The sequence below is a fragment of the Streptomyces sp. NBC_01717 genome (assembly GCF_036248255.1).
Taxonomy (GTDB): domain Bacteria; phylum Actinomycetota; class Actinomycetes; order Streptomycetales; family Streptomycetaceae; genus Streptomyces.
On the sequence record NZ_CP109178.1, the window covers coordinates 9229007 to 9251730 of the forward strand.

General features: G+C 68.1%; 22 protein-coding genes and 6 pseudogenes. 16 read left to right on the forward strand and 12 right to left on the reverse strand.

What is annotated here, in order from left to right; all coding sequences use genetic code 11:
- Positions 1–19 precede the first annotated feature (19 nt).
- Both OHB49_RS41770 and OHB49_RS45990 read right to left on the reverse strand, forming a co-directional pair.
- Positions 20–238 (reverse strand): annotated as a pseudogene (locus OHB49_RS41770) (IS110 family transposase); the annotation flags it as partial.
- Positions 239–406: 168 nt separating this feature from the next.
- A pseudogene (locus OHB49_RS45990) lies at positions 407–490 on the reverse strand (phosphotransferase); the annotation flags it as partial.
- Positions 491–776: 286 nt separating this feature from the next.
- Between OHB49_RS45990 and OHB49_RS41775 the strand changes: the two are divergent.
- From OHB49_RS41775 to OHB49_RS45995, 3 genes are all read left to right on the forward strand, one after another.
- Positions 777–2858, forward strand: coding sequence for an NPCBM/NEW2 domain-containing protein (locus OHB49_RS41775; protein ID WP_329166229.1), 2082 nt, complete (start codon positions 777–779; stop codon positions 2856–2858).
- Positions 2859–3061: 203 nt separating this feature from the next.
- Positions 3062–3238 (forward strand): hypothetical protein, encoded by a 177-nt coding sequence (locus tag OHB49_RS41780; protein WP_329166230.1) that lies wholly within the window; start codon positions 3062–3064, stop codon positions 3236–3238.
- Between the two features lie 310 nt (positions 3239–3548).
- Entirely contained in the window at positions 3549–3689 is a 141-nt protein-coding gene (locus OHB49_RS45995) for a DUF6924 domain-containing protein (RefSeq protein WP_443079699.1), read from the forward strand.
- A gap of 326 nt (positions 3690–4015) precedes the next feature.
- Here the strand turns inward: OHB49_RS45995 and OHB49_RS41790 are convergent.
- Positions 4016–4524: pseudogene (locus OHB49_RS41790) on the reverse strand (RNA polymerase sigma factor); the annotation flags it as partial.
- 242 nt (positions 4525–4766) lie between these two features.
- Between OHB49_RS41790 and OHB49_RS41795 the strand changes: the two are divergent.
- Positions 4767–5789, forward strand: a complete 1023-nt coding sequence (locus OHB49_RS41795; protein ID WP_329166231.1) for a DNA-directed RNA polymerase subunit alpha — start codon at positions 4767–4769, stop codon at positions 5787–5789.
- Positions 5790–6095: 306 nt separating this feature from the next.
- Here the strand turns inward: OHB49_RS41795 and OHB49_RS41800 are convergent, their stop codons facing one another.
- Together OHB49_RS41800 and OHB49_RS41805 are read right to left on the reverse strand one after the other, a co-directional pair.
- Complete coding sequence (locus tag OHB49_RS41800; protein ID WP_329166232.1) at positions 6096–6470, reverse strand: YybH family protein; 375 nt, start codon at positions 6468–6470, stop codon at positions 6096–6098.
- A gap of 75 nt (positions 6471–6545) precedes the next feature.
- Positions 6546–6956 (reverse strand): RidA family protein, encoded by a 411-nt coding sequence (locus tag OHB49_RS41805; RefSeq protein WP_329166233.1) that lies wholly within the window; start codon positions 6954–6956, stop codon positions 6546–6548.
- 191 nt (positions 6957–7147) lie between these two features.
- On the opposite strand from OHB49_RS41805, the pseudogene OHB49_RS41810 reads away from it, so the two are divergent.
- Both OHB49_RS41810 and tpg read left to right on the forward strand, forming a co-directional pair.
- A pseudogene (locus OHB49_RS41810) lies at positions 7148–7474 on the forward strand (transposase family protein); the annotation flags it as partial.
- Positions 7369–7920 (forward strand): telomere-protecting terminal protein Tpg, encoded by a 552-nt coding sequence (gene tpg, locus OHB49_RS41815; protein WP_329166808.1) that lies wholly within the window; start codon positions 7369–7371, stop codon positions 7918–7920. The pseudogene OHB49_RS41810 and the gene tpg, both read left to right, overlap by 106 nt.
- Before the next feature lie 280 nt (positions 7921–8200).
- Here tpg and OHB49_RS41820 read toward each other — a convergent pair whose 3' ends face one another.
- Both OHB49_RS41820 and OHB49_RS41825 read right to left on the reverse strand, forming a co-directional pair.
- Positions 8201–8980, reverse strand: coding sequence for a hypothetical protein (locus OHB49_RS41820; RefSeq protein WP_329166235.1), 780 nt, complete (start codon positions 8978–8980; stop codon positions 8201–8203).
- Between the two features lie 30 nt (positions 8981–9010).
- Positions 9011–9568: a hypothetical protein gene (locus tag OHB49_RS41825; RefSeq protein ID WP_329166236.1), complete on the reverse strand. Its 558-nt coding sequence runs from the start codon at positions 9566–9568 to the stop codon at positions 9011–9013.
- A gap of 162 nt (positions 9569–9730) precedes the next feature.
- On the opposite strand from OHB49_RS41825, the gene OHB49_RS41830 reads away from it, so the two are divergent.
- A complete protein-coding gene (locus tag OHB49_RS41830) occupies positions 9731–10423 on the forward strand; it encodes a TetR/AcrR family transcriptional regulator (protein ID WP_329166237.1) in 693 nt (230 codons plus the stop codon).
- A gap of 859 nt (positions 10424–11282) precedes the next feature.
- Here OHB49_RS41830 and OHB49_RS41835 read toward each other — a convergent pair.
- Together OHB49_RS41835 and OHB49_RS41840 are read right to left on the reverse strand one after the other, a co-directional pair.
- Positions 11283–11474: a hypothetical protein gene (locus OHB49_RS41835; RefSeq protein WP_329166238.1), complete on the reverse strand. Its 192-nt coding sequence runs from the start codon at positions 11472–11474 to the stop codon at positions 11283–11285.
- A 31-nt stretch (positions 11475–11505) separates the two neighbouring features.
- A pseudogene (locus OHB49_RS41840) lies at positions 11506–12129 on the reverse strand (NAD(P)H-binding protein); the annotation flags it as partial.
- A 1291-nt stretch (positions 12130–13420) separates the two neighbouring features.
- Between OHB49_RS41840 and OHB49_RS41845 the strand changes: the two are divergent.
- Complete coding sequence (locus tag OHB49_RS41845; protein WP_329166239.1) at positions 13421–13543, forward strand: hypothetical protein; 123 nt, start codon at positions 13421–13423, stop codon at positions 13541–13543.
- A gap of 122 nt (positions 13544–13665) precedes the next feature.
- On the opposite strand, the gene OHB49_RS41850 is transcribed toward OHB49_RS41845, so the two are convergent.
- A complete protein-coding gene (locus OHB49_RS41850; RefSeq protein ID WP_329166241.1) occupies positions 13666–14274 on the reverse strand; it encodes a TetR family transcriptional regulator in 609 nt (202 codons plus the stop codon).
- Between the two features lie 109 nt (positions 14275–14383).
- Here OHB49_RS41850 and OHB49_RS41855 point away from each other — a divergent pair, with 109 nt between their 5' ends.
- The 4 genes from OHB49_RS41855 (at position 14384) to OHB49_RS41870 (ending at position 17496) form a co-directional block, all read left to right on the forward strand.
- Positions 14384–15394 (forward strand): alcohol dehydrogenase catalytic domain-containing protein, encoded by a 1011-nt coding sequence (locus OHB49_RS41855; RefSeq protein ID WP_329166243.1) that lies wholly within the window; start codon positions 14384–14386, stop codon positions 15392–15394.
- Between the two features lie 20 nt (positions 15395–15414).
- Positions 15415–16017, forward strand: a complete 603-nt coding sequence (locus OHB49_RS41860; protein WP_443079625.1) for an NADPH-dependent F420 reductase — start codon at positions 15415–15417, stop codon at positions 16015–16017.
- 85 nt (positions 16018–16102) lie between these two features.
- Positions 16103–17191 carry an alkene reductase gene (locus OHB49_RS41865; protein ID WP_329166245.1) on the forward strand — a complete coding sequence of 363 codons (1089 nt, stop codon included), beginning with the start codon at positions 16103–16105 and terminating at the stop codon, positions 17189–17191.
- Between the two features lie 134 nt (positions 17192–17325).
- On the forward strand, positions 17326–17496 hold the full coding sequence (locus tag OHB49_RS41870; RefSeq protein WP_329166246.1) for a hypothetical protein: 171 nt from the start codon (positions 17326–17328) through the stop codon (positions 17494–17496).
- A 268-nt stretch (positions 17497–17764) separates the two neighbouring features.
- On the opposite strand, the gene OHB49_RS41875 is transcribed toward OHB49_RS41870, so the two are convergent.
- Positions 17765–18463, reverse strand: coding sequence for a TetR/AcrR family transcriptional regulator (locus OHB49_RS41875; RefSeq protein ID WP_329166247.1), 699 nt, complete (start codon positions 18461–18463; stop codon positions 17765–17767).
- Between the two features lie 262 nt (positions 18464–18725).
- On the opposite strand from OHB49_RS41875, the gene OHB49_RS41880 reads away from it, so the two are divergent.
- The 3 genes and pseudogenes from OHB49_RS41880 to OHB49_RS41890 all read left to right on the forward strand — a co-directional run bounded on the left by OHB49_RS41880 (position 18726) and on the right by OHB49_RS41890 (position 20499).
- Complete coding sequence (locus OHB49_RS41880) at positions 18726–19106, forward strand: hypothetical protein (protein ID WP_329166248.1); 381 nt, start codon at positions 18726–18728, stop codon at positions 19104–19106.
- 312 nt (positions 19107–19418) lie between these two features.
- Positions 19419–19553: pseudogene (locus OHB49_RS41885) on the forward strand (arsenic resistance protein); the annotation flags it as partial.
- On the forward strand, positions 19528–20499 hold the full coding sequence (locus tag OHB49_RS41890; RefSeq protein ID WP_329166249.1) for an aldo/keto reductase: 972 nt from the start codon (positions 19528–19530) through the stop codon (positions 20497–20499). The pseudogene OHB49_RS41885 and the gene OHB49_RS41890, both read left to right, overlap by 26 nt.
- A 605-nt stretch (positions 20500–21104) precedes the next feature.
- Here OHB49_RS41890 and OHB49_RS41895 read toward each other — a convergent pair.
- Complete coding sequence (locus tag OHB49_RS41895; RefSeq protein ID WP_030980809.1) at positions 21105–22172, reverse strand: bifunctional NAD(P)H-dependent oxidoreductase/GNAT family N-acetyltransferase; 1068 nt, start codon at positions 22170–22172, stop codon at positions 21105–21107.
- 30 nt (positions 22173–22202) lie between these two features.
- Between OHB49_RS41895 and OHB49_RS41900 the strand changes: the two genes are divergently transcribed.
- Complete coding sequence (locus OHB49_RS41900) at positions 22203–22670, forward strand: MarR family winged helix-turn-helix transcriptional regulator (protein WP_030980808.1); 468 nt, start codon at positions 22203–22205, stop codon at positions 22668–22670.
- The last annotated feature ends 54 nt before the right edge of the window (positions 22671–22724 follow it).

Consider the following 22724-nt stretch of genomic DNA (forward strand, 5'->3'; position numbering starts at 1 on the left):
ATCTCACGGTGCCAACGCGTCAAGCGGTGGCCGTGCGCAGTGGCGTGAAGGCGCGTTGCTCGTTGAAGAGCGTTTGGTGTTGTAGGCAGTGGTAGAGCATCCCCAGCATGCGGTTGAACAGGTTGCGTTGGGCGGCTGCGTGCCAGTCACCGCGTTTGCGGCGGCGTCGGTAGTGGCCCCATCCGGTTGCGTGTGAAGACGCTGACACCTCTGCCGGCTCTGCCCAGGCGAGCGGCGCAGGGTGGACATCGTCAACAAGGACGCGGCGCACGGCGTCTGAGCTGAGCCGCACAAGGTATGCGTGGAGGCGCTCGCGCAGGTGGGGCGGGAGTGGGCCGGTGGCGTGCCAGTGGGCGAGCAGTTCGGCGTAGATGCCGATGGCGCGCCACTGCGGCTACCACGGCCATCAGTAGATGAGCCAGGCCGCATCGTAGAGGTGGTCGCCGTACCGTGCGTTGCCCCAGTCCAGCACGGCGGTGACGGTGCCGTCGGCAGCAAGGACGGACCTCGCTCATCTCCTCAGGTGTCACACCTGATTCAAGTTCACGCGCTCCCTGGCAGACGGCAGTTGGGGTACCTGACGAAGCTCTACTAGTAACTCGTAATTTAGGAATTATTATTGACACGCGCCGGTAACCGCTGCAAGATCCTGGAAACCGACCGCAGGCGCGCGGGCGTTGACTGGTCCGAAGGCCGACGGCCGCACCCTCCACGAGGGAGCGGTACCTCAGACACACGACCAGGACGGGTCGGCACGCCTGATCGAAGGATCCGATGTGAAACGACATCTCACCGTCCTCCTCGCCCTCCTGACCGGCTTGCTGGTCGTGGCAGCACCCGCCCACGCCGGGCCGGCGGCCGGCACTGTCGCCGTCACGGCGCCAGCACCTCAGCAGGTGCTGAGCCCGACGCCGTACATGGGCTGGAACACCTACTACGCGCTGGGTGGCGATCCGACCGAGGCCGAGGTCAAGTCAGTAGCGGACTTCCTGGTCAGCAGCGGTCTGCGCGACGCCGGCTACCAGTACGTCTGGATCGACGGCAATTGGGCGGCGCCGACCCCACGCAGCTCGGCCGGCGACCTGGTGGCCAACCCCGACCAATTTCCGAACGGGCTGAAGCCGCTGGTCGACTACATCCACGCCAAGGGCCTGAAGGCCGGCATCTACACCGACGCCGGCCCGTACATCCCGGGCAAGTGCGGACTCGGCAGTCACGGTTACTACCAGCGCGACGCGGACCAGTTCGCTGCCTGGGAGTTCGACGCGGTCAAGGTGGACTACCTCTGCGGGATCGCCGCGGACCTCGACCCGAAGACCGTCTACACCGAGTTCGCGCAGGCGCTGCGGAACAACGCCAGCGGGCGCCCCATGATCTTCAACCTCTGCAACCCGGTGACCTCCCCGGACTGGGGCAACTACCCGGATGAGCAGCAGTCGACGTACTCCTGGACCTACGCGCCGGCGATCGCGCAGTCCTGGCGGACGTACACGGATGTGGGTTTCGTCGGCGAGATCAAGTTCAAGGACGTGCTGCGGAACTACGACGCGAACGCGCGGCACCCCGAGGCCGCCGGGCCGGGGCACTTCAACGACCCGGACTACCTCGGACCTGAGCTGGGGATGACCGACGAGGAGTTCCGTACCCAGATGACGCTCTGGTCGGTGGCGGCCGCGCCGCTGCTGATCGGCAGCGACGTCCGTAAGCTCAGCCAGACCTCGCTCGGCATTCTCGCGGACCCCGATGTACTCGCGATCAACCAGGACACCGCCGGCATCCAGGCCGTCCGCGTCGGCCCCGCCGGTACGACGGAGACCTGGGTGAAGCGGCTGGCCAACGGTGACCGTGCCGTGATGCTGCTGAACCGGGGCGACAGCCCAACGACCCTGACCACGAAGGCGTCGTCGGTCGGGCTGTCCGGGGATCGGTTCACCCTGAAGAACGCCTGGACCAACCAGGTCACCGAGAGCGCCGGCACCATCAGTGCCGCTGTCCCGGCCCACGGCGCGGCCCTGTTCCGGGTCGGCCCGGCCACGGGCAAGCCCGGTGTTCCGCACGTCGTCGCCGGCCTGCCGCAGGTGACGCAGGTCGGTGGCGACGCGGTGCCGGCCGGGGCCGCCCCGCTGGTCGCCGGCGGCGACCAGGCCCGGGTCGAGGTCACCGTCCGCAACGACGGTGCGCAGCCGGTGTTCACGCCGCAGGTTGAGCTGACGGTGCCCGCCGACTGGACGGCCCGTCCGCTCGGCAAGGCGCCGAAGCTGCTGCGTTCCAACCATTCCGCGACCTTCGCCTTCACGGTGACCCTGCCGGTCACCGCCGCGCCGGGCAGCACTGCGCTGACCGGCAAGACGTCGTACAAGGTGATCGGCAAGGGACGCCTGCGGCAGGAGACGGCCACGGCGGTAATTGTCGCACCGGCAGCGCCGGACGGCGACGTCGTACTGTCGCACCACAAGTGGATCAGCGCCACCAGCGGGTGGATGAGCCCGACGGTCGACCTGAGCGTCGGTGGCTCGTCACCGATCAGCATGCTCGGCCAGGTCCACCCGACCGGTATCGGGGTCGCCTCACCCTCCGCGGTCCGCTACTACCTCGGCGACAAGTGCAGCCGGCTGACCGCGACCGTCGGCATCGACGACGCGGTGCGCAACGTCGGCCCGGACGGCGGCACGTCGACCTTCCAGGTGATCGGTGACGGCCGGGTGCTGTTCGACAGCGGTGTGCTGACTCGCGACGACACCCGCCAGGCCGACATCGATCTGACTGGCGTCCGCGTGCTCGACCTGGTGGTCGGCGACGGCGGCGACGGCGGCTACAACGACCGCGCCGACTGGGCCGGTCTGAACGCCACCTGCTGATTCGGCTCGGCCGCACCCAGGTGACACCTCACCTGGGTGCGGCCGATTCGCCAAGACTTTGAGACGCCGTGGCGCGGTTACGCGCCACGGCGTCGTGATGTTGGGCCGGCCCGCATGGGAGTGGACGGTGTCAGGCGCGCCGCAGCACAACGAGTTCGGATTCCCTCGATGACTATGCGTACTACCTCGACCCGTCCGGGCACTTGGTGGGCCTCGAACTGGACAGTGGTGCGGTGCGCTGGCGCGGCCGGGTGCCGCTGCCGAAGAGCCCGGTGCAGGGCGGGATCGCTCCCGAGCTCGTGAGTTACGGCCACGACCTCGTCGGCCAGGTCGGCGGCGAGCTCTTCAGGATCAAGCCCCAGCTGCCTCAAGGAGGTTGACGGTCGGGATGCAGCGAGGGCTCTGGCCGGGAACCCGCAGCCCGACGGGCCGGCTGTGGCGGTGTGTTCGCTGGATGATGACCCGCATTTGTGGGATCTCGATGTGCGTTCCACGACCGCACGCCGCCACCACCGTGGCCCGCAGACTGGCAGAATCATCTGCCTTCTTGTGGCCGGCTACCCAGTGTGTTCCACCTGACGGGGCTGCACCTTCAGGACGTTCTCGCCCTGTAGCGCCAGAGCCGGGTGTGTAGGCGGCCAACGCGGGGCGCCTACACCCACTGGTCTATGCCCTCACGCCCAGCGCATCCTGTTCCGTGCTGCTCCGGCCGCCGTCCACGACGTCCACGCGAATCTGTCGATCGCGAACGTGGATTTCGATGAGTTCGCTTTCGGCCCTGCCCTCGATGACTTCTGCCAAGCCCTGAGCTACCTGGGGGAGGCCAACTAACGCGAGTCAGCCGACGTCCGCATCAGGACTCCCCGACCGAGACGGCGGGGAACGCATCTGCCTGATCACCACGGTCACCGAGCCGGACTCTGCGGCCGCCGCCGAACTGGCCTCCGCCTACCACTCCGGAGATGGGAGGAGGAAACTGCAAACGCCAGCTGAAGACCGTCCTACGCGGCCCGGGGAAGGTCCTGCGGTCCAAGAGTCCGGACCTGGTCCACCAGGAGATCTGGGCCTACCTGCCGGTCCACTACGCGATCAACTCCCTGATCTGCCAGGCCGCGACCGGAGCCGACAAAGACCCCCGGACCGCATCAGCTTCCTCAGGACCCAGCCGCCTGCTGATCCAGGCCCGACCACACGCAGAGCTCGACGACGTCGCGTTCGTGGCGCGGCAGCCGAGCCAACGCCCGGTGGATTTCCGACATGCGACGCTCGTCGTCGACCAGGACGGCGACGCGGTCCGCGTGGTCGCCCACCGGCTCGGCATGCGAGACGAGCCGGCGCAGCAACGCCTCGGCCCGCCTCAGCCGCCGCCTGGTGTTCGACAGCAGGCGGTCGGCGATGCCCAGCAGCCACGGCAGGGCCGAGTCTCGGTCCAACACCGTCTCCGATCGCCGACGCCAGGCGTGCAAGAACACGGTCGACGTGAGGTCTTCAGCTTCGGACCAGTCGGCCGTGCGCCGGAACAGGTGGTTGTAGACGGTCTTCCCATCCCATGACGGTCGAACATCCGACCGAACGCCTCCCGGTCGCCGTCGACGGCCCTCGCCCACAGCTCTCGGTCAGATATCCCTCCGGCCGGTACGGCGGGACCAGCATCGTTCAGTTCCATGCTCTATACGTGTCCGGCAACCGGCCGAAGGTTCCCGCTGAGCCAGCTCCGCTTTGACGGACGGATCTGGCCCTGCTGTGAAGACACGTCTTCAGTCGATATGTCATCACTCGAGTCCATTTGCATGCTTCGCCTGTCCCCTGGCGGTGTCGGGCGGTGCGGCCTCTTGTGAGGTCGTATTGCCGATACCGTTGGGTGTCTACGGCGTCAAATAGCGGGCGCCGAAATCTGGAGGCACCACCATGCTGATTGCTCAGCGTCCTTCGTTGACCGAAGAGGTTGTCGACGAGTTCCGCTCCCGGTTCGTCATTGAGCCGTTGGAGCCGGGCTTCGGTTACACCCTCGGTAACTCTCTCCGTCGTACGCTCCTGTCCTCGATCCCGGGTGCTGCGGTTACCAGCGTCCGTGTCGACGGTGTCCTGCACGAGTTCACCACGGTGCCGGGCGTCAAGGAGGACGTCACCGACCTCATCCTCAACATCAAGCAGCTGGATCTCTCCTCGGAGCACGACGAGCCGGTCGTGATGTACCTGCGCAAGCAGGGTCCCGGTCTGGTGACCGCTGCTGACATCGCCCCGCCGGCCGGTGTCGAGGTCCACAACCCGGACCTGGTCCTGGCCACGCTGAACAGCAAGGGCAAGCTGGAGATGGAGCTGACCGTCGAGCGCGGTCGCGGCTACGTCTCCGCCGTCCAGAACAAGCAGGCGGGCCAGGAGATCGGCCGTATCCCGGTCGACTCCATCTACTCGCCGGTGCTCAAGGTCACGTACAAGGTCGAGGCGACCCGTGTCGAGCAGCGCACCGACTTCGACAAGCTGATCGTCGACGTCGAGACCAAGCAGGCCATGCGTCCCCGTGACGCCATGGCGTCGGCCGGTAAGACCCTGGTCGAGCTGTTCGGTCTGGCGCGCGAGCTCAACATCGATGCCGAGGGCATCGACATGGGCCCGTCCCCGACGGACACCGCTCTCGCTGCCGATCTGGCGCTGCCGATCGAGGAGCTCGAGCTCACGGTCCGTTCGTACAACTGCCTCAAGCGCGAGGGTGTCCACACAGTCGGTGAGCTCGTCGCCCGCTCCGAGGCCGACCTGCTCGACATCCGCAACTTCGGTGCGAAGTCGATCGACGAGGTCAAGGCGAAGCTGGCCGGCATGGGCATGGGCCTCAAGGACAGCCCGCCCGGATTCGACCCGACCGCCGCTGCCGACGCCTTCGGCGCCGACGACGACGCCGACGCGGGCTTCGTCGAGACCGAACAGTACTGAACGCTGCGCCAGGTCGCGCGGAGCCGGGGGGCGCCTCCCGGACCGCACGGCCAGTCAGGCAAACGGCCACATTACGGCAGCTCAGATGCCCTGCCAGTCATATCCGTTGTTGTGCGGCGACCACTACGGGGGTGTCGAGCCGGCGATCGGGTCGATGGTCGGGCTCGCGCGTTTCTCGTTTCGCGGGTCGTTTTTGTGCGCAGTGTGTGTTCTGAGCTGAGGTTTTCTCAGTTGTAGTGGTTCGTGCTTGGTGCTGATGGTGCTGCGAGTAATTGTCAATTCCTGTGGATCGGTGCTGCCGCCTGGTTATGCGCTGAGGTGTTCGTGGAGCATCTGCCAGGTTCCGGCGTTGTTGACGAGCACGTTGGTGCCGCGGCCGCTTCCTGATCGCGGCTGGCTGTCGATGGTTCCGGTCCAGGTGAACCGGTAGCGGCATATCGCGTGGTCATCGCTGTGGGCGATCCACTCCAGGTCGTCGATCTGGTAGATCTCGTCGCGGATGGTGGCGAAGGTCTTGGCGATGGCGGAGAGGATGGCTTCGCGGCCGCGATGCGATCCGTCGGAGAACCAGTAGACGGCATCGGGAGCGATCAGCGGGACGAGCTGGGTGATGTCGTGGCTGTTGGTGGCCTGCTCGTAGGCGCGGATGAACTCGGTGAGCGGGGCAGTGGGTTGGGGCATGGACTGGTCCTTTTCTCCCTTTCGCGGCGCGACAAGTGGCAGGGGCTGTCAGGCCGCCGCAGCGCGTCAGTGGGCTCAAGAATCGAGCACGGCGGCGACGGCCTCGATCTCGACGAGTTGGTCCTTGTAGCCGAGCACGGTGACGCCCATCGAGGTGCTGGGGACGTCATGGTCAGCGAACGAGTCCCGGACTGCTTCCCAGGCAGCCACCAGGTCCTCTCGCCGGGCCGACGCGACGAGAACCCTTGTACTGATGACGTCCTGGAGCGACGCACCTGAGCTAGCGAGGGCGGCCTGCATGTTCTCGATGGCCTTCATTGCCTGACCCGCGTAGTCACCGATCGCTGCCGTGGAGCCGTCATCGTTCAACGGACACGCCCCGGCGAGGAAGATCAGGCGTGACTCGGCGGGGGCCGTAGCCGCGTAGGCATACTCGGCGACGTCGGACAGGAAGGCAGAGCGGATCAACGTGATGGCACGAGCCATAGTCGGCTGGTCCTTTTCCATCGGGTGCTGAGCTCGGACATCCTGCCAACGCCCGTTGGTTCCCGCCTTCCCTTTTCGTAGCCGTCCCCACGCGCAGCGCCGTCACTTCTGCTCGACAATCACGAGCCGAGTGATGACCAACTGACTCCGGAACCCGTCGACAAACGCTGTTCCCAGAGATCGACGAAGCCAACCTGACTGCTGCGCGAACCCACGGCATCGTCGCCGCGCTGACCAACGCTGACGTGATGACCTTCGCGGACAAGGCGTATCAAGGCGCCGGCGGTTCCGTGCGTATCCCGTTCAGGCGGCACCGCTCCCGGCCGAAGCTGTCGCGCCGGCAGAAGGCCGTGAACAAGGCCCACGCCCGGATCGGCTGCCGCGGCGAACGCGCCGTCGCCACCCTCAAGACCTGGAAAATCCTGACCAAGCTGCGCTGCAGCCCGTCCCGGACGACCGCAATGGTCCAGGCCGTCCTCGTTCTCCACCACGTCGAAAACTCGGCCTACCAAGGATGAGAAAAGTCGAGCGGTACGTGAAGGACCAGATCAAGAAGCCCCGCCCCGACCTCGCCGCGCGCCTGGAGACCGAGGTCAAGAGGCGGTGGCAGCCGCAGATCCGGGCGAAGGCCAGGGAGAAGGCAGCGAGCACAGGCGGCATCGTCATCGACACCCGGGCCCGGCTCGGCTACGTCGCGCCGATCGGGTCGACGGATGAGGACCGGGTCCGGCACCTGACCGTCGCCCTGCCGCCGCGACACGCCGCCCGCCTCTTCGAGGCCCAGGAGCAGGGCGCCAACGACGACCGCCTGAGGGAGATCGCCGCCGAAGCCCTCAAGGAGACCTACTTCCAGGACGGCGGCCGCCGCGCCGGCTCCCTGGAAGAGGTCCACTTCACGGACATCGAGCACCTGAGTTCGACCTGTAGAAGCCGCACCCCGAACAGCCCGCGAGCCCGGATATGACTGATTCCCAATCGTGTTCGGCAAGCCGCTGGCGAGGCAGGGGGGCTCTTGGGGGCAGCCGCCTCAGCGTTTGAGCGGCCTGCGGAGCGACGCTGCAGGGGACCGTAGGATGTGCGTGTGGCTCGATTTGACGAGGTCAAAGGGGTCAAGGCGATGTTCTGCCGCCCTGGAGGTTGCGTAGTCGAAGGCCCGTCAGTTCCAGCAGCTCGGGCTCATTGTTGGGCACCCGGTGCGAGAGCACGGTTCCCCGACGTGAGGGGGGGACCGGGGTCGTATGCGGTCACACGACCAGGATCACGTCTCGGCACACGTAGCTGACCGTCGCCGAATAGACCTCCAGTGTCCACCGTCCGGCCTCGGCGCGGGCCTCGGCGCGGAAGGTCCCGTCGCCGCACGGCCGCATCTCCTCGTCCCACACGCACGTGCCGTTCTCGGTGAGGCGCCGCACTCGTAAACGCATCGTGGCCTCGGCGTTCGTTGCCCAGATCTCGAACGGCTCGCCGGCGACGGCGACATCGGGCAGTTCCACGCCGACTGGGTACTCGGAACTCAGCGCTTGGGCGAGCGGAACGTCGTCACAGATGCGCTGGAGCTGCTCGATGGCCTTGTTCGCGTTCATGAGATCCGCGTGCCTGCTGTCCAGCCACAGCGGCTGGCCCGTGCTCGACCACTCGGGCGGGGTCTGCGCGAGGATCGACACCGTGCCGTCACCGCGGATAGGCATGTACCGGTCATTGAGCTCGGTGGACTCCGAGAAGTCGGAGTGGAACCTCGGCTTGCTCCCCGAGGGGAAGGAGATCGCCTGATCGGTGCGGTGCTTGTCGCCCCCGAAGGCGAACAGGGCGTAGCGATTGTGCCCGTACAGAGCGTCGTTCTTCTGGATGGCGTTGTCGATGTGATCGACGCCGAGCTCCACCGCCCCCGGGCCAGCCGAATCGGGTGGTCCCGGGCCGCCCGGCGGCCCCCAGATCCCCGGCCCGGCTAGCCTCATGGCGCCGAACGCCATCCGCGTGTTGCCGAGCCGGACCCTGTCGGGCGCGTCCGGACTTGCGCGCCGCATCCGGTCGCCGCGATCCTTGGTCGACAGCGGTCAGCCCCTGCGGGTCGAGCGGGACAGGCGGAACGCCGAGATGAGGAAGAAGATCCCTCCGAGCGTGGCGTAGCCGGCGAGGGTGGTCAGCGAAGGGTCATGCTGTGAGGCGCCTCGGAAGAAGGATGCGCCGGCCAGCACCGAGATGCCGCCGCTGACGATCATGGCCCACTGGCCGCCCATCGGCCGGCGCGCGACGCCCACGAGGAGCTGGACCAGGCCGGAGACGACCGCCCACGCGCCCCAGACGCGTAGCACATCGGCGACGCCCGAGGCGCTGGCGACCGCGACGCCGACGGCGGCGAGCGAGCTGATGGCCATGTTGGCGTACAGGCCCTTGACCGGCCCGGCGGCGCGCGCCGACCTGGCGTCGACGACGGCCGCGGCCACGTCGAAGGCGGGATAGAGGAACAGCAGCAGCTTGGCCCCGGTGGTGAGGTCGGAGCCGGACACCAGCAGGAGCACCGCCCACGCGGCGGCGAAGACGAAGCGGATGACGTACAGCCGGCGCAGCGCGGGCGCGGCGCTGACGTGCTCGGCGGAGGCGACGGATGCCATGGGGTTCTCCAGTGAGTGCGGGGAGAGGTACGGGGTTGGCTACGGGCGGCTGTCTCGGAGAGAGAGAACGATCTCTCTTGTTTGTAGCCTGGCACACCCTATTCGTTAAAACAAGAGAGAACGTTCTACATCAGATATAGAGAGATCGTTCTATCCGCTATGATGAGCGACATGACACAGACGGAAGCCGGCACCGGAAAGAGAGTCTCCGAGGCCCGAGAGCGGCTCCTGGGTACCGCCGGGCAGCTCTTCTACACCGAGGGCATTCACACGGTGGGCGTCGACCGCCTGGTCGCCGAGGCGAAGGTCACCAACGCCACCTTCTACCGCCACTTCCGCAGCAAAGAAGACCTGGCCGTCGCCTACATCGGAAGCGTCGACCAGGCGATCCGCACCCAGATCGGCGCCCTGATGGCCGCGGACGCGCCGACCGACGGCATCCTGCGAGGTATCGGTGCGTCCCTGGTCGAGCAGATCCGCTCGCCCGGCTACCGCGGATGCGCCTTCCTCAACGCGGCGGCAGAATTCCCCGCCCCCGGCCATCCGGTCCACCGGGCCGTCGTGCAGCACCGCGAGTGGTTCCTGCAGACGATCACCGGACTGTTCGCCGAGATCACGGACGCGTCCGCCGATTACGCCGGGCGGCACTTCGTCATGCTCCGCGACGGCGCGATGAGCGCCGGCTACCTCGGCGACCCCGTCCTGGCCGGCGAGACCCTGCTGCGTGGCATCGAAGGACTCCTGCGGGTCCACGCCGCCCGCGGGCTCGACGAGGGCGCCGACCCCGCCCCCAACCAGGCGCCTTCGGCGGCCACGACGGTCCCCGACATCGAGTGCTCTCCGCCCAGCGCGTAGCGGTCGGGGCGCGACCGGCCGTGTTCAGCGCCGAGTGGGCCGAGGCGCGGTCAGCTGCCGGAGTGGAAGGCGCGCGAGAGTCGCAGGGAAAAGCCGGCGCTCAAGGCGCATTGGTCCTCTGGCCGCGACTTTCGTCTCTACCAGGGGCCCGTTTCGTCGGTACCTCGGGGCGGCCAACGACCGACCGGCTCATGGGACGAGTCCATCCGGAAGCCGACCGACCTTATCAGCCGCACTGAAGCCCTTCCCGGCACCGTGCCGCACATGACGCTCCAGTTCGCCGCCGGACTTGAGATGCACTACCTTCCTGGCAGCCCGTCATCCCGGACGCGTCCAACGACGTCGCGGCCGCCCTCGCCTCCCGTCTTCCGCGACGGCCAGGGCTGCCTGGTGCTGTCCGGTGTCGTCCGGCCAGGCCGCCTACACGATCAGACCGCCGGGCCGTCCGCAGTGAGGGCATCGCCTTCCGTCCCACTACGTACGGGACCCTCGTGAGCTCGAGCGGCTCCCCCGCCAGCGGCACCGTGTACAGCGATGTTCTGTACGTGCCCTGCACGTAGTGAGAAATTGGAGGGCCTGGTGGTCGTCGAATTGGTCCTCGGCCTCAGGCCTTCCACTCGCCGTCGAGTCGAGAGGATCGACCGTGCCCCCCGACCACGACATGCTGTGGCGTCGTTGCGCTCATCTGGGCCGTGTTCTGCTGCCGTTGGTAGACCAGGAGCCATGGCGGCAGGCTCGTCGCCACGAGAACCTGCAGGCCTGGGGCATCGACACGACGGCAGGCGAGCGACTGATCGAGCTCTTTGCGGCTCTGGCGACCCATGCTGTTGCAGTCGACACTTCATTGTCCGCCGCAGAATTAGATGATCTGTCCCTCAAAGCCGTGGCCGACGCGGCGACCGGCAAGCGCGACTACGAACTGCTCGCCGGGCTCCCGAAGACCTTCGCCGACGATCGTGACGGACACGCCGTCAACGTCTTCCGCCTGCACATATACAGGGGCGGCCAGTCCAGCCATCGACTCACCCAGCTGAGCACGGAACTGCGGCATGCACTGCTCGTCCTCGCCGAACGCGCGCCGATTCCTCCGGGCCGAGAACGGGAACCTCCTCGACGCCGCTCCAGGTGTCGTCCAGCAACAGGTTCGCGGCAACCGCGGCGACATCCCGGACGGCACAGGTCGGCATCACGCGGTCACCGGAGACGGGTGAGGTGAACATGTGCTGGTTCCTGATGAGTTCGGCCTGGCGAAGCAGGTTGTCCATGATGGAGGGCATGGTCAGCGCCCGGTAGGCGACGCCCGTCGCGGCCAGTAGGTCGTCCATGGCGAGCGACGCGGTGACATGACCGGCCCGGCCCGCCATCGGGGTCCCCCGGCCGAGGGCCGAGATGCCGACGACCCGCCGTACGCCGGCCGCGCCCAGGGCCTCGGCGGCGGGCCGGGTGAAACCCGAGAAGGCGGCGTCGAGACTCTCGGTCCTGCCGTCCGGGGGGACCAGCCAGAAGACGGATTCCGCCCCGCTGAAGGCCTTGGCCACCACGTCGGGATCCCCGTGCGAGCCCTCGACGATCTCGGCCCGACGTCGCACCTCGGCGGGGAGGCGGGAGGCGTCGCGCACGATCACGCGGACCGGCGCTCCGGCCGCCAGGACACGACCGAGGGTCTGGCTGCCGATCTGGCCGGTGGGGGTGGTGATGACGATCAAGGGAATGGGCAAGCGCACTGAACCGCTTCCCTGCCCGCTCATCCCCCAGGTAGGACCAGATGTTGTTGTCGAGCATGATTCTCACGCTGCCGTCCTTTCCCTCGGACTCCTGCCCACACTGGCCACCCCCGGGTCAGCACGCATAAGAAGGATCCTTCTCACGTTGGTAGTTCGGCGCACCATTTTTCGTCCCTGGCCGTGGACACCCTGCTCTGCCTGACCGCAGCACACACGGTGGTCGACAGCCAAGATCTCTCCCCTTCGGCCGCTTCCGCCGGCCGCCGCGGCGGGAACGGGCCGATGCCCCAGACAGCGCCCTGCAAGTGTCCACGCAGCCGCTGGACACCTCTGCCTGCATACGCCATGTCGCGCATCGAGCACCGGCATCGACCGGCTCTTATGGAGTCGACGTGTCCAACCCGGCGGTGAACTCCTGCGGGACAGGGCTCTGGACAGCCACCTTCGGACTCATTCCGCCTGGCCCAACCGGGGCCGGCACAAGGGTGGGTGAAGGAACTCAGCCGCCGGCGGGGTCGGGCGCGGTTACGGGCGCTGCTTTGCCGGTCGAGTCGGTTCGGGCGTTGCGGGGGCCCGCGGTGCGCCGTCTGCTGGCTCTGCGCCGGTGGGGGAGCTCACTACCGGGCATGTGAGGTCGGCGGCGGATGCGTTGGGTGTGCGAGAGCGCGCGGTGTGGCGGTGGCTGTCCGCCGCCGTGAAGGACGGAGCTGCGGCGGCGGCGCCTGGTGAGCGGGTCCGCTACTACGGGAGGTTCACGGTTACTCCGGAGGTCCGTGCCCTGCTCGGCTTGTGGAGGGGGAACGTTGCTGCGGTCCATCGTGAGCTGACGGCGCGTGCGGCGAGGGGTGAGGGCGATCCGCCGCCGTCGATTCCGACGTTGCATCGTGCGATTCGGCGTGATCTGACGGCGGGGGAGCGGGCGAGGCTGGCCGGTGGTGAGCGTGAGGCCCGGAAGCATGATGTGTTCCTGGCCCGTCCTAGGGGCTGGCGGAATCAGGTGTGGGAGGCCGATCACGTCCAGGCCCCGGTCCTCGTCGATGTCGAGGGCACCGTGCGCATGCGTGGATCACGTGGTTCGTGGACTGCGCGTGGAACCCGGTGATGGGCGTGGTGGTCACCCCGGGCCATCCGTCACGGGAATCGGTCCTGGCCGCGCTGCGCGCGGCGGTGGTGCGGGAGGAGCCGTTCGGGCCGCAGGGTGGGTTGCCGGAGAAGGTACGTGTGGACTGCGCTCAGGGGCCCGGCTCGGTCGTGGGGAACATCGTTGCAGCCGTTGGCAAGGACCTTCATCGTCCTGGGCCGCTGCAGCTTCAGCGCTTCCGTGCCGTGCGTGGGCCTACGTCCGCTGCGTGACCCGGACGCGATCGAGCTCGACGAAGACGGCGCGGGGGAGTAGAGCCCTCAACCAGGTCAGGCCGATCAGCCTTGTAGGGAGCGTGTCCATTCCTGCGCCTGTCGGGGCCGGGCCGTCTATCGCGAACGCCTCAGCTCCACGTCCCGCAGCGGCCCTGAGTCGCATCAGTCGAGGGCGTGGCTGCGGCCGGTCTGCAGGATCTCGTCGGAGAGCTCGGGCTCGACGTGGCATACGGCGCGGGCGAGCATCAGCGCGCCGACCATTTCGCTGAGCAGGCGGATGGCCCTGTGGCGGGCCTCGGCCGGGTCGAGCTCGTGGCCCTTGTCCTCGGCTTCGCGCAGGAACTCGGCGGCGAAGCCGGTGAGGTAACCCTCGACGCCTTCGGCGTACGCGCTCTGCACGGCTTCGCTGTGCCGTCCGGCGTCGGTGACCAGGGAGGCGGAGGGACAGCCGCCGTCCGGGTCGTCACGGTGCGCGGTGGACAGATACCCGGCCACGACCCGCTCCAGCGGAGAGCCTGCCTGGCCCGGACCGTCCTCGATCGTCCGGGCCAGGCCCCCGAGCGAGGCGGCGTAGGAGGCGCCGCACACCTCCACGGCCAGGTCGTTCTTGGAGGCGAAGTGGTTGTAGAAGCCGCCGTGGGTGAGTCCGGCTTCCTTCATCAACTCGGCGATGCCGACCGCGTCGATGCCCTGCGAGCGAAACATGCGGCTCGCCGCTTCGAGGATGTTCTGCCGGTTGCGGGCCTTGTCCTCCTTGGTGATCCGCGGCATGGCCGTCCTCTCGCGTCGCTCTCGATTTGACATTTTTAATGATGTCTCTCATCATAGCAGGAGAGTTTCAATGATGCCCATCATCAATAGTTCGTGGAAGGGGAGCGTCATGCGCGCCATCGCCTACGACCAGCACGGAGAAGCCGGGCAGGTACTACGCCCGAGCGAGCAGCCGGCCCCTGCTGCGCCCGCGGCCGGGCAGGTGCAGGTGCGGGTGCTGTCCCGGCCGATCCACCCCGGCGACCTGGCGGGAGTGGAGGGCCTTCCGGGTGGGCTGCGGCAGCGGTTCGCCACGCCACGGATTCCCGGCGTGGAGGGAATGGGCGTCATCGAGACCGTCGGCGAGGGTGTGCAGGATCTGCGGCCCGGTCAGCGGGTGGCGTTCTTCCCGGTGCCGGGCGCGTGGAGCGAACTCGTCACGGCGCCGACCGATCTTGTGGTGCCGGTGCCCGAGGACCTCAGCGACGAGACCGCGGCTTCGATGCTGGTCAACCCGCTGACCCTGCTCTCCTTGCTGCGGGCGGTCGAGGACGCCCAGCACGGCCAGGCCGGTCCGGTGGTGCAGACGGCCGCCGGTTCGTCGGTGGGAAAGCTGGTCAGCGCCGCAGCACTCAAGCACGGCATCGAGCTGGTCAACCTGGTACGCAGCGCCACGGGGGCGCAGACCTTGCGGCAGCGCTTCCCCGGACTGCCGACCATCTCGACGGCCGACGCGGACTGGCGCACTCAGGTCCAGGACGCGACCGGCGGCCGGGGTGCCCGGGTCGTACTGGACGCGGTGGGCGGATTCCTGACCGGTGAGCTGGCCGGGCTGCTCGCCGACGGCGGCACGCTGATCACCTACGGACAGCTCGGTTCCGGCAGTACGCCGCTGGAGTCGCTCGCGCTGACCGAGCGGGCCCTGACCGTGCGGGGCGTGTCCATCGGCCGGTGGATGGCCGCCCGCACGAGCGAGGAACGGGCCGAGGACGTCGCCTTCGCCGCCCGTCTGGCCGCGACCGCCCCGGAACTCTTCGAGGTCGCCGCCGGCTACGACCTCGCCGACTTCGCGAAGGCCATCGACCATGTCCGCCGCCCCGGCAAGAGCGGAACCGTCCTGCTCACCAGCCCCCCACCCTGAACCCCACGAAGGGCACCGCCATGAAGATCGGAACCCTCGGCGCCGGAACCGTCGCCCAGGCCATCGCCCGCCACGCCGTGGCCCACGGCCACCAGGTCGTACTGAGCAACAGCCGCGGCCCCGCCTCCCTGGCCGGCCTCGCCGACGAACTCGGACCGCTCGCCCACGCCTGCACCCCAAAGGAAGCCGCCGCGGCGGAACTCGTCGTGCTCGCAGTCGGCTGGCCCCAGATCCCGGACGCGGTAGCCGGCCTGCCACCCTTCGACGGGCGCATCGTCATCGACGCCACCAACCAGTTCGTCTCCCCGCCCCCGCCCATGATGATCGCCGACCTGGGCGAGCTGACCGGCAGCGAACACGTCGCCTCACTGCTGCCCGGAGCCCGCGTCGTCAAGGCGTTCAGCACCCTCTACGGCCAGTACATCGCCGCCGACCCGCGCCACCAGGCCGGACGCCAGGTGCTGTTCCTCGCCGGTGACGACGCCGACGCCAAGACCACCGTCAAGGACCTCACCGCCGCCTTCGGCTTCGCCCCCGTCGACCTCGGCTCCTTGCGCGAGGGCGGACGCCTCATGCAGCTCGGCGGCCCACTCTCCGGCCTCCACGCCCTCAAACAGGACTGAGCCGGGCCCTCGCCCATTCCTCGCTCTCCTCCTCATCCACCCCCCTCAGTACTCATCCACCCCCCTCAGTACAAGGAAGTTGCTCATGACCACCACCCAGCCCCTGCTGCAGCCCGTCCGCCTCGGCGCGCTGGAGCTCCCCAACAGTGTCGTCATGGCCCCCATGACCCGCGCCCGCGCTCAGAACGCCGAGCTGGCCCCCACCGACCTGCACGCGACCTACTACGCACAGCGCGCCGGCGCCGGCCTGATCGTCACCGAGGGAACCTGGGTCAGCCCCGACGCGATCGGCTTCATCCACGCGCCCGGCATCTACAGCGACACGCAGACCGCCGGCTGGGTGAAGGTCACCGAAGCCGTCCACGAGGCCGGCGGGCGGATCGTCTCCCAGTTCGGCCACCTCGGCGCGGCCTCCCACCCCGACCACCTCGGCGGCCGCCTGCCCGCCGGACCCTCGGCCATCAACCCCGGCGAGAAGTCCTTCACCCCCTCCGGCCCGAAGGACACCGTCACCCCGCGCGCCTACACCGCCGCTGAGATCGCCGCCACCATCGCCGACTACCGCCATGCGGCCGAGAACGCCCGCCGCGCCGGCTTCGACGGCGTGGAACTCCACGCCCAGCAGTCCCACTTGATCCCGCAGTTCCTCAACCCACGTCTCAACCAGCGCACCGACGCCTACGGAGGCAGCAGCGAGAAGCGGGCCCAGTTCCTCCTCGACATCCTCGACGCCGTCGGTGACGTGTGGGGCAGCGACCGCATCAGCGTGAAGATGTCCCCGGGCTGGGCCAACGGAACCACGTTCACCGCGGACGAGGAGACACTCGCCGACTACGACCAGCTGTTCAAGAAGCTCAGCGACAGCAACCTGGCCTACCTGCACCTCCTGGGCACCCCCGGCACCATCGAGGAGCGCATCGCCCTCTTTTCCCGGTACCGCGCCCACTACCAGGGCAACATCGTCGCCAACCTCGGCTTCACCCAGGCCCTCGGCAACGAGATCCTCGACCACGGGATCGTCAACGCGGTCTCCTTCGCCGAGCCTTTCATCGCCAACCCCGACCTGGTCGAGCGCTTCGCGCAGGGCCACCCGCTGGCCGACGGCGACCGGGGCACCTACTACGCCGGTCGCAGCGAGGGCTACACCGACTACCCCGCCTTCACCGCCAACTGAGCAACTACGTCTTCCTGCGCCTTTGACGGTTGATCGGAGGCCCGCCGCGCCCGCTCCTGGCCACAGCGAGGAAGCGGCGCGGCGGACCTCGGACGCGCCGGCTGGAGGTGACTTGTGCACCCTGGCTCAAATCCGTGCGCACGGACCTGTTCGGTCCGGTCGACGAGACGGTTGGCGAGCACCTGCGGGGCGGCCGCCGGATCCACGATCCCGGACAGGACCACCAGGGCCTGCTCAACGGCTGGAAGGGCTACAGCCCTTTGGCCATCGCGGAGTTGCTCCCACAGGTAGGCCACCGGAGCTAGAGCCACCTGCAACCGAAGATCGTCGGGTCGGCCTGGCGCTGCCTTCAGCCACGATGAGGTGCACGAAGGGTGCTGTCGCTGCCTGTACCGTTTCGGCCGGACGAAGCCGGGCGACGTGCAGAGCCGCGTGCTTCTGCCGGATGGAGATGGCGCGGGCACCGGAGTCCTTGGGCATGCCCGAGGCCAGGGTCACCCACCCGCCCTTATCGAGCGGCGCGTTGATGTCCAACTGTTCGTAGCCCGGAGTCACGTTGGCCGTGTCGGTGGGTTAGGGCCGCTGCTCGCGGCAGTCCTCTTCGTTGCACTCGAGAGTGGTGAGGGTCTGGTCGGCCTGCTCGCTGGTCAGGGGAGGTTCGGGCAGTTCGTGGGCGCCCTGGGTGCGGAAGGCGTCGAGCATCAGGTGGAGGTGGCGGCGCCAGGCCTGGGGGGCGATGGTGCGTGTGGCCTGGATGATTCCGGCCTGGGACCAGATCACGAAGGCGATGTCCTGCGCGGTGACGTCGCCGCGCAGGATGCCCTGTTCCTGGGCGTTGCGCATGATCTGGGTGCAGATTTCCTTGGCGCGGTCGTGCATCTCGCGGCCGGCCGCGTGAAGGGGCAGCCGTGCCGAGACCAGGTCGTTGAAGGCGCGGTCGCAGGCCTGCAGCTGGCAGAGTTTCTCCATGTAGCGGCAGAACCCCTCCCAGGCGTCGTCCATGACCGCGGCCTCTTCCGCGGCGATGAGCAGTTCCGTGTACTTCACGTTGAAAAGCGTTTCGACCAGGGCGAGCCGGGTGGGGAAGTGGCGGTAGAGCGTGCCGATCGCGACGCCGGCCTCGCGGGCGACGCCCTCCAGGGACGCCCCGAGGCCCTGCTCGGAGAAGGCGGTGCGGGCGGCGGCCACGATCGCGTCCCTGTTGCGCTGTGCGTCACGGCGCAGTGGTTTCGCCGGGGGCTCGCTCAGGGACGGGGCGTGGTGGTGGCTCATGGCTCGACAGTAACATGAGGCACCCCTCCAATTGGATTGTTTTCATGTTTCCGATCGCAATCCCGTGCCTCCGACGTGCTGTGATGATGCTCACTGCAAACATGAGGCACTCCTCGGGTACGGTGGCGGAGTCGAACGTGAGGCACCCCTCCGGATGACCTTGAAGTCAGCCGACTGACCCGGGATTTCCGGATCTCGGTTCACATGGAAGCGGCGCCCGCCGGATCGGCGAAGCCGCGGCAGTTTTGTAAGGGAAATGACCATGAGCAGCATGACGAAGCGCCTCTCGATCGCACTCGCCTCCACGGCACTGGCCGGCGGAGCGCTTCTCGGAGCCGGCGGCTCGGCGTCGGCAGCCACGACTTCGGTGCCCGTGCAGCACACGCAGCACGTGTCCGCCCCCTCCGTGACCGGCAGCGAACGAGTCGGCCGCTACGCGGAACACGAGGCCGAGGCGGCGTCGTGGCACGGTGTCAGTGCCGCTCGTTGGTACGAGGACCAGGTCGACGAGGCGGCGTCGTGGCACGGTGTCAGTGCCGCTCGTTGGTACGAGGACCAGGTCGACGAGGCGGCGTCGTGGCACGGTGTCAGTGCCGCCCGCTGGTACGAGGACCAGGTCGAGTGGTCCCTGAACCACAGCTGACGCGGCCCGGACCGCCCCACTCCGGAACGGCGGCACCTGCCCGGACAGCAGCACGGCCGCACCCCCGGCCGACCGGGATCCCGGATCGCGCCCCCACGGCGCTCCGCACCCGCATCGGGAAGACCACCGCACGCAGGACGAAGGCACTCCGGCCCCCAGCGCCCGCCAATGCCGACCACGGCCAGGCCTGCGCCCGCGCATGAACCCCACCGGCCGCATCCCCGGCCGACCGCTTCCCCGCACACCGTGACACCCGGCCGGACCAGGCAGGTCCTCTCCACACCGGGACGGTCACCCGCGACGCGAACACCACGCCACGCCCGGTTCCTTTCCGCCGCGATGGTCGTGAACTTCGTGATCGTGCCGCTGGTCGTCGCCGCGATATTCACGTTCCTCCCCGCCGACCAGACCGTCCGGCTCGGTGTCCTGCTGGTGCTGCTGTGCCCGACCGGACTCCGCGTTTCCGAGTACGCCCTCGGTACCGGCAACTTCGGCACTGGCTGGGGCGCCGGCGCCGACCTGGACGAGTCCCGCCGGATGTTCGACATTCGCCGAGGCCGGCGGCAACTTCATCGACACCGCCGACAACTACCAGCTCGGCGAGTCAGAGCAGATCCTCTCCAAGTTCATCGCTGCCGACCGTGACCACTTCGTCGTCGCCAGCAAGTTCAGCGTCGCCTCGACGCCGCAGGTGGACATCTCCAAGACCGGCAACAGCCGCAAGAACATGATCCACTCGGTGGACGCGAGCCTGAAGCGCCTCGGCACCGACTACATCGACCTGTACTGGGTCCACTTCCCCGACGACCTGACGCCGATCGAGGAAATCCTGCGCGGCATCGACGACCTGGTCAGCTCCGGCAAGATCCTCCACGCCGCCCTGTCCAACTTCCCCGCCTGGCGCGTCTCCCGCGCCGTCACCCTCGCCGACCTGAAGAACTGGGCACCGGTCGCCGGCATCCAGATCGAGTACAGCCTCGTGGAACGCACCGCCGACCGCGAACTGCTGCCGATGGCCGAGAGCCTCGGGCTCGGTGCCGCTCTGTGGTCCCCGCTCGGCGGCGGCCTGCTCACCGGCAAGTACCGCGGCAGCGACCAGGGCCGCCTCAGCGACCTGAAGACCCTGGTCCACACCGAGTCCGACGATCAGAAGACCGCGGTCGTCGACACCGTCCTGGACATCGCCAAGGAGACCGGAGCCACCCCCGCCCAGGTCTCCGTGGCCTGGGTCCGCGAACGCGGCGCCCGCGCCACCACCCCGTACATCCCGATCATCGGCCCCCGCAACACCCGCCAGCTCGACGACTACATCGGCGCCCTGGACGTGCAGCTCACCGACGAGCAGTACACCCGTCTGACCGAGGTCAGCGCCATCCCGCTCGGCGTCCCCTAAGGCGTCAATGCCGGCGTCCACGATCGCATCCTCGGCGGCGACGCCTCCCTGGTCAACCAGCCCCCGGTTCCTCTCGCCTGAGCCCTTCGCCCGCGGCTTCACCGTTTGGCAGCGCGGAAACTGCGACGTGAGACGTCAACGATGCCGTCACCCCACGTCGGCCCTCTGGTCGGCAGGATGACCTCCAATTGCAGGTCGTCCTGGCGGCCATCACGAGAATCCGGCCGTTACGGGCGAGCCGCAGCGCAGAATGCGCGGCGATGCCACAACCGTGGCCCGCAGACCATTACGCGGGATCAGTTTCCCACAAGGCCAGATCGGCGAGCTGGTCAAGAACGGGGTCCGTCAGGGACGGTTACGGACACGAGCACGACTCCTCGAAGATCATCCGACCTAGAGAACCGGAAGATCATCAGATGTCGTGCTCGCTTGGCAACCCATCCCGACGCGACACGAAACGGACGCCCTCAAGTCCGAACAACGCCGAGGCCGTGACAGACCCCGGCAAGGCCCTACGACGTGCGCGCCGCCGCGAGTGACGACGCCACGTTCGCCGCAGTTGAGCAGGTCCGGCAGCGCATGCGACCGAGCAGCGCAAGTGCTGGCTACGGAGTTACGTCCTTGGCGAGACAGGTGGTCCCGTCGGCGCCGACGAATGACACTGACTGGTATCCCTCGCTCTGGTAGAGGCCGATGTTCCGCTGACTGTCGGCGCCCGTGAACAGCACGATGCGGCGGCAATTCGGCTCGACAGCGGCTTCGGCGGTACGCAGCAGCCAGCGACCCAGGCCCTCACCCCTCAGGTCGGGTACGACGCCGAGTCGACCCACGTGCCAGTCGGTGTCGATGCAGCGCGCCCGCACCATGCCCAGGAGCCGGCCGTCCCGCCACAGACCCGTGGTATGCCAGGCCGCCAGCCACTCACGCACCTGCTCCGGTGACTCGTGCAGGGCTGGGACGGCCAAGGTGTCGTTGGCGAGGGCCTCGTCCACCCAGCAGCACCGCTGCAGCACGGTGACCTCGGGCGCATCCTCAGGGATCAATCGCCTCACGTAGGACCCCGGCAACGGACCGGGCAGCGCCCCGGCCCGCACCCGCTCGCGCATCGGCCGTAGGGCGTGGGCAACCCGGACCAACTCGTCCAGGACGCCGACGGCCGCCCCGTCGAGAGCAGCATTCGGGCGGATCCGCCCATTCTCGACCGCATCACTGATACGGATCGCGACCGTGGAGGCCAACGGCACCAGACGCAGCGTGGTCACCACCTGCTTGGAGTGCTGCACCGACCGCGTACCCGCCGAGGTGTTGCCGTAGCTGACGAAGCCGATGGGCTTCCAGGCCCACTCGCGGCCGAGGTAGTCGAGCGCGTTCTTCAACGTTGCAGGCATGCCGTAGTTGTACTCGGGCGTCACCACGATGAAGCCGTCCGCCGCCTCCACGATCGCGCTCCACCGTCGCGTGTGCTCGTGCCCGTAGACACCCGATGACGGATGCTCCTCTTCATCGAGGAACGGCAGATCGAGGTCGCCGAGGGCTACCGGCACGAGCTCGACGCCCAGTTCCACGGCACGAGGCGTGATCGTCTCGACCAACCACTTCCCGACCACCGGGCCGAAGGCTCCGGGGCGGGTGCTGCATACCAGCACAACGACACGTATCATTTTCGTTGACATGGAAACGAAATTAGCTGATAAATTAGTTACATGTCAACGAAGTCGTCGACCGCGACCGTGCACTGGCTCAACCCGGGCGAGGAGCGAGCGTGGCGAGCCTTCCGCCGCATGATGATCGCCGTTCAGGCAGGCACGGCGCATGATCTGACCATGATCGGACTCTCCGAGCCCGACTACGAGGTGCTGAGCACGCTGTCGGAAAGGCCCGACCACACCAGCACCCTGCACGAGCAGGCCGCCAAGATGAGCTGGTCACGCAGCCGTCTCTCCCGGCACGCCACCCGAATGGAAGCGCGCGGCCTCGTACGGCGTACACCCGACCCAGCCGACGGCAGAGGCTGCTTCCTGGTTCTCACCGAGCACGGCCTGGACACACTCAAGCACGCCGCCCCGGCCCACCTTGCGTCGGTACGGCGCCACTTCGTGGACCGACTCACACCTGAGGATCTCGCCGCCCTCGAACACATTGCCAAGAAGCTGGAGGGCTCCGGGGGGTGAACCGCCGAGACACAGCCCGAAGCAAATACGGCCAGAAGTCACTCGAAGGAATGG

Bases quoted from the DNA above. Each gene is read 5' to 3' on its own strand.
- OHB49_RS41795 (WP_329166231.1), top strand. From the start codon at position 4,767: ATGCTGATTGCTCAGCGTCCTTCGTTGACCGAAGAGGTTGTCGACGAG.
- OHB49_RS41800 (WP_329166232.1), bottom strand. From the start codon at position 6,470: ATGCCCCAACCCACTGCCCCGCTCACCGAGTTCATCCGCGCCTACGAG.
- OHB49_RS41805 (WP_329166233.1), bottom strand. From the start codon at position 6,956: ATGGCTCGTGCCATCACGTTGATCCGCTCTGCCTTCCTGTCCGACGTC.
- OHB49_RS41820 (WP_329166235.1), bottom strand. From the start codon at position 8,980: ATGCGGCGCGCAAGTCCGGACGCGCCCGACAGGGTCCGGCTCGGCAAC.
- OHB49_RS41825 (WP_329166236.1), bottom strand. From the start codon at position 9,568: ATGGCATCCGTCGCCTCCGCCGAGCACGTCAGCGCCGCGCCCGCGCTG.
- OHB49_RS41830 (WP_329166237.1), top strand. From the start codon at position 9,731: ATGAGCGACATGACACAGACGGAAGCCGGCACCGGAAAGAGAGTCTCC.
- OHB49_RS41835 (WP_329166238.1), bottom strand. From the start codon at position 11,474: ATGCCGCAGTTCCGTGCTCAGCTGGGTGAGTCGATGGCTGGACTGGCC.
- OHB49_RS41850 (WP_329166241.1), bottom strand. From the start codon at position 14,274: ATGCCGCGGATCACCAAGGAGGACAAGGCCCGCAACCGGCAGAACATC.
- OHB49_RS41855 (WP_329166243.1), top strand. From the start codon at position 14,384: ATGCGCGCCATCGCCTACGACCAGCACGGAGAAGCCGGGCAGGTACTA.
- OHB49_RS41860 (WP_443079625.1), top strand. From the start codon at position 15,415: ATGAAGATCGGAACCCTCGGCGCCGGAACCGTCGCCCAGGCCATCGCC.
- OHB49_RS41865 (WP_329166245.1), top strand. From the start codon at position 16,103: ATGACCACCACCCAGCCCCTGCTGCAGCCCGTCCGCCTCGGCGCGCTG.
- OHB49_RS41875 (WP_329166247.1), bottom strand. From the start codon at position 18,463: ATGAGCCACCACCACGCCCCGTCCCTGAGCGAGCCCCCGGCGAAACCA.
- OHB49_RS41880 (WP_329166248.1), top strand. From the start codon at position 18,726: ATGAGCAGCATGACGAAGCGCCTCTCGATCGCACTCGCCTCCACGGCA.
- OHB49_RS41895 (WP_030980809.1), bottom strand. From the start codon at position 22,172: ATGTCAACGAAAATGATACGTGTCGTTGTGCTGGTATGCAGCACCCGC.
- OHB49_RS41900 (WP_030980808.1), top strand. From the start codon at position 22,203: ATGTCAACGAAGTCGTCGACCGCGACCGTGCACTGGCTCAACCCGGGC.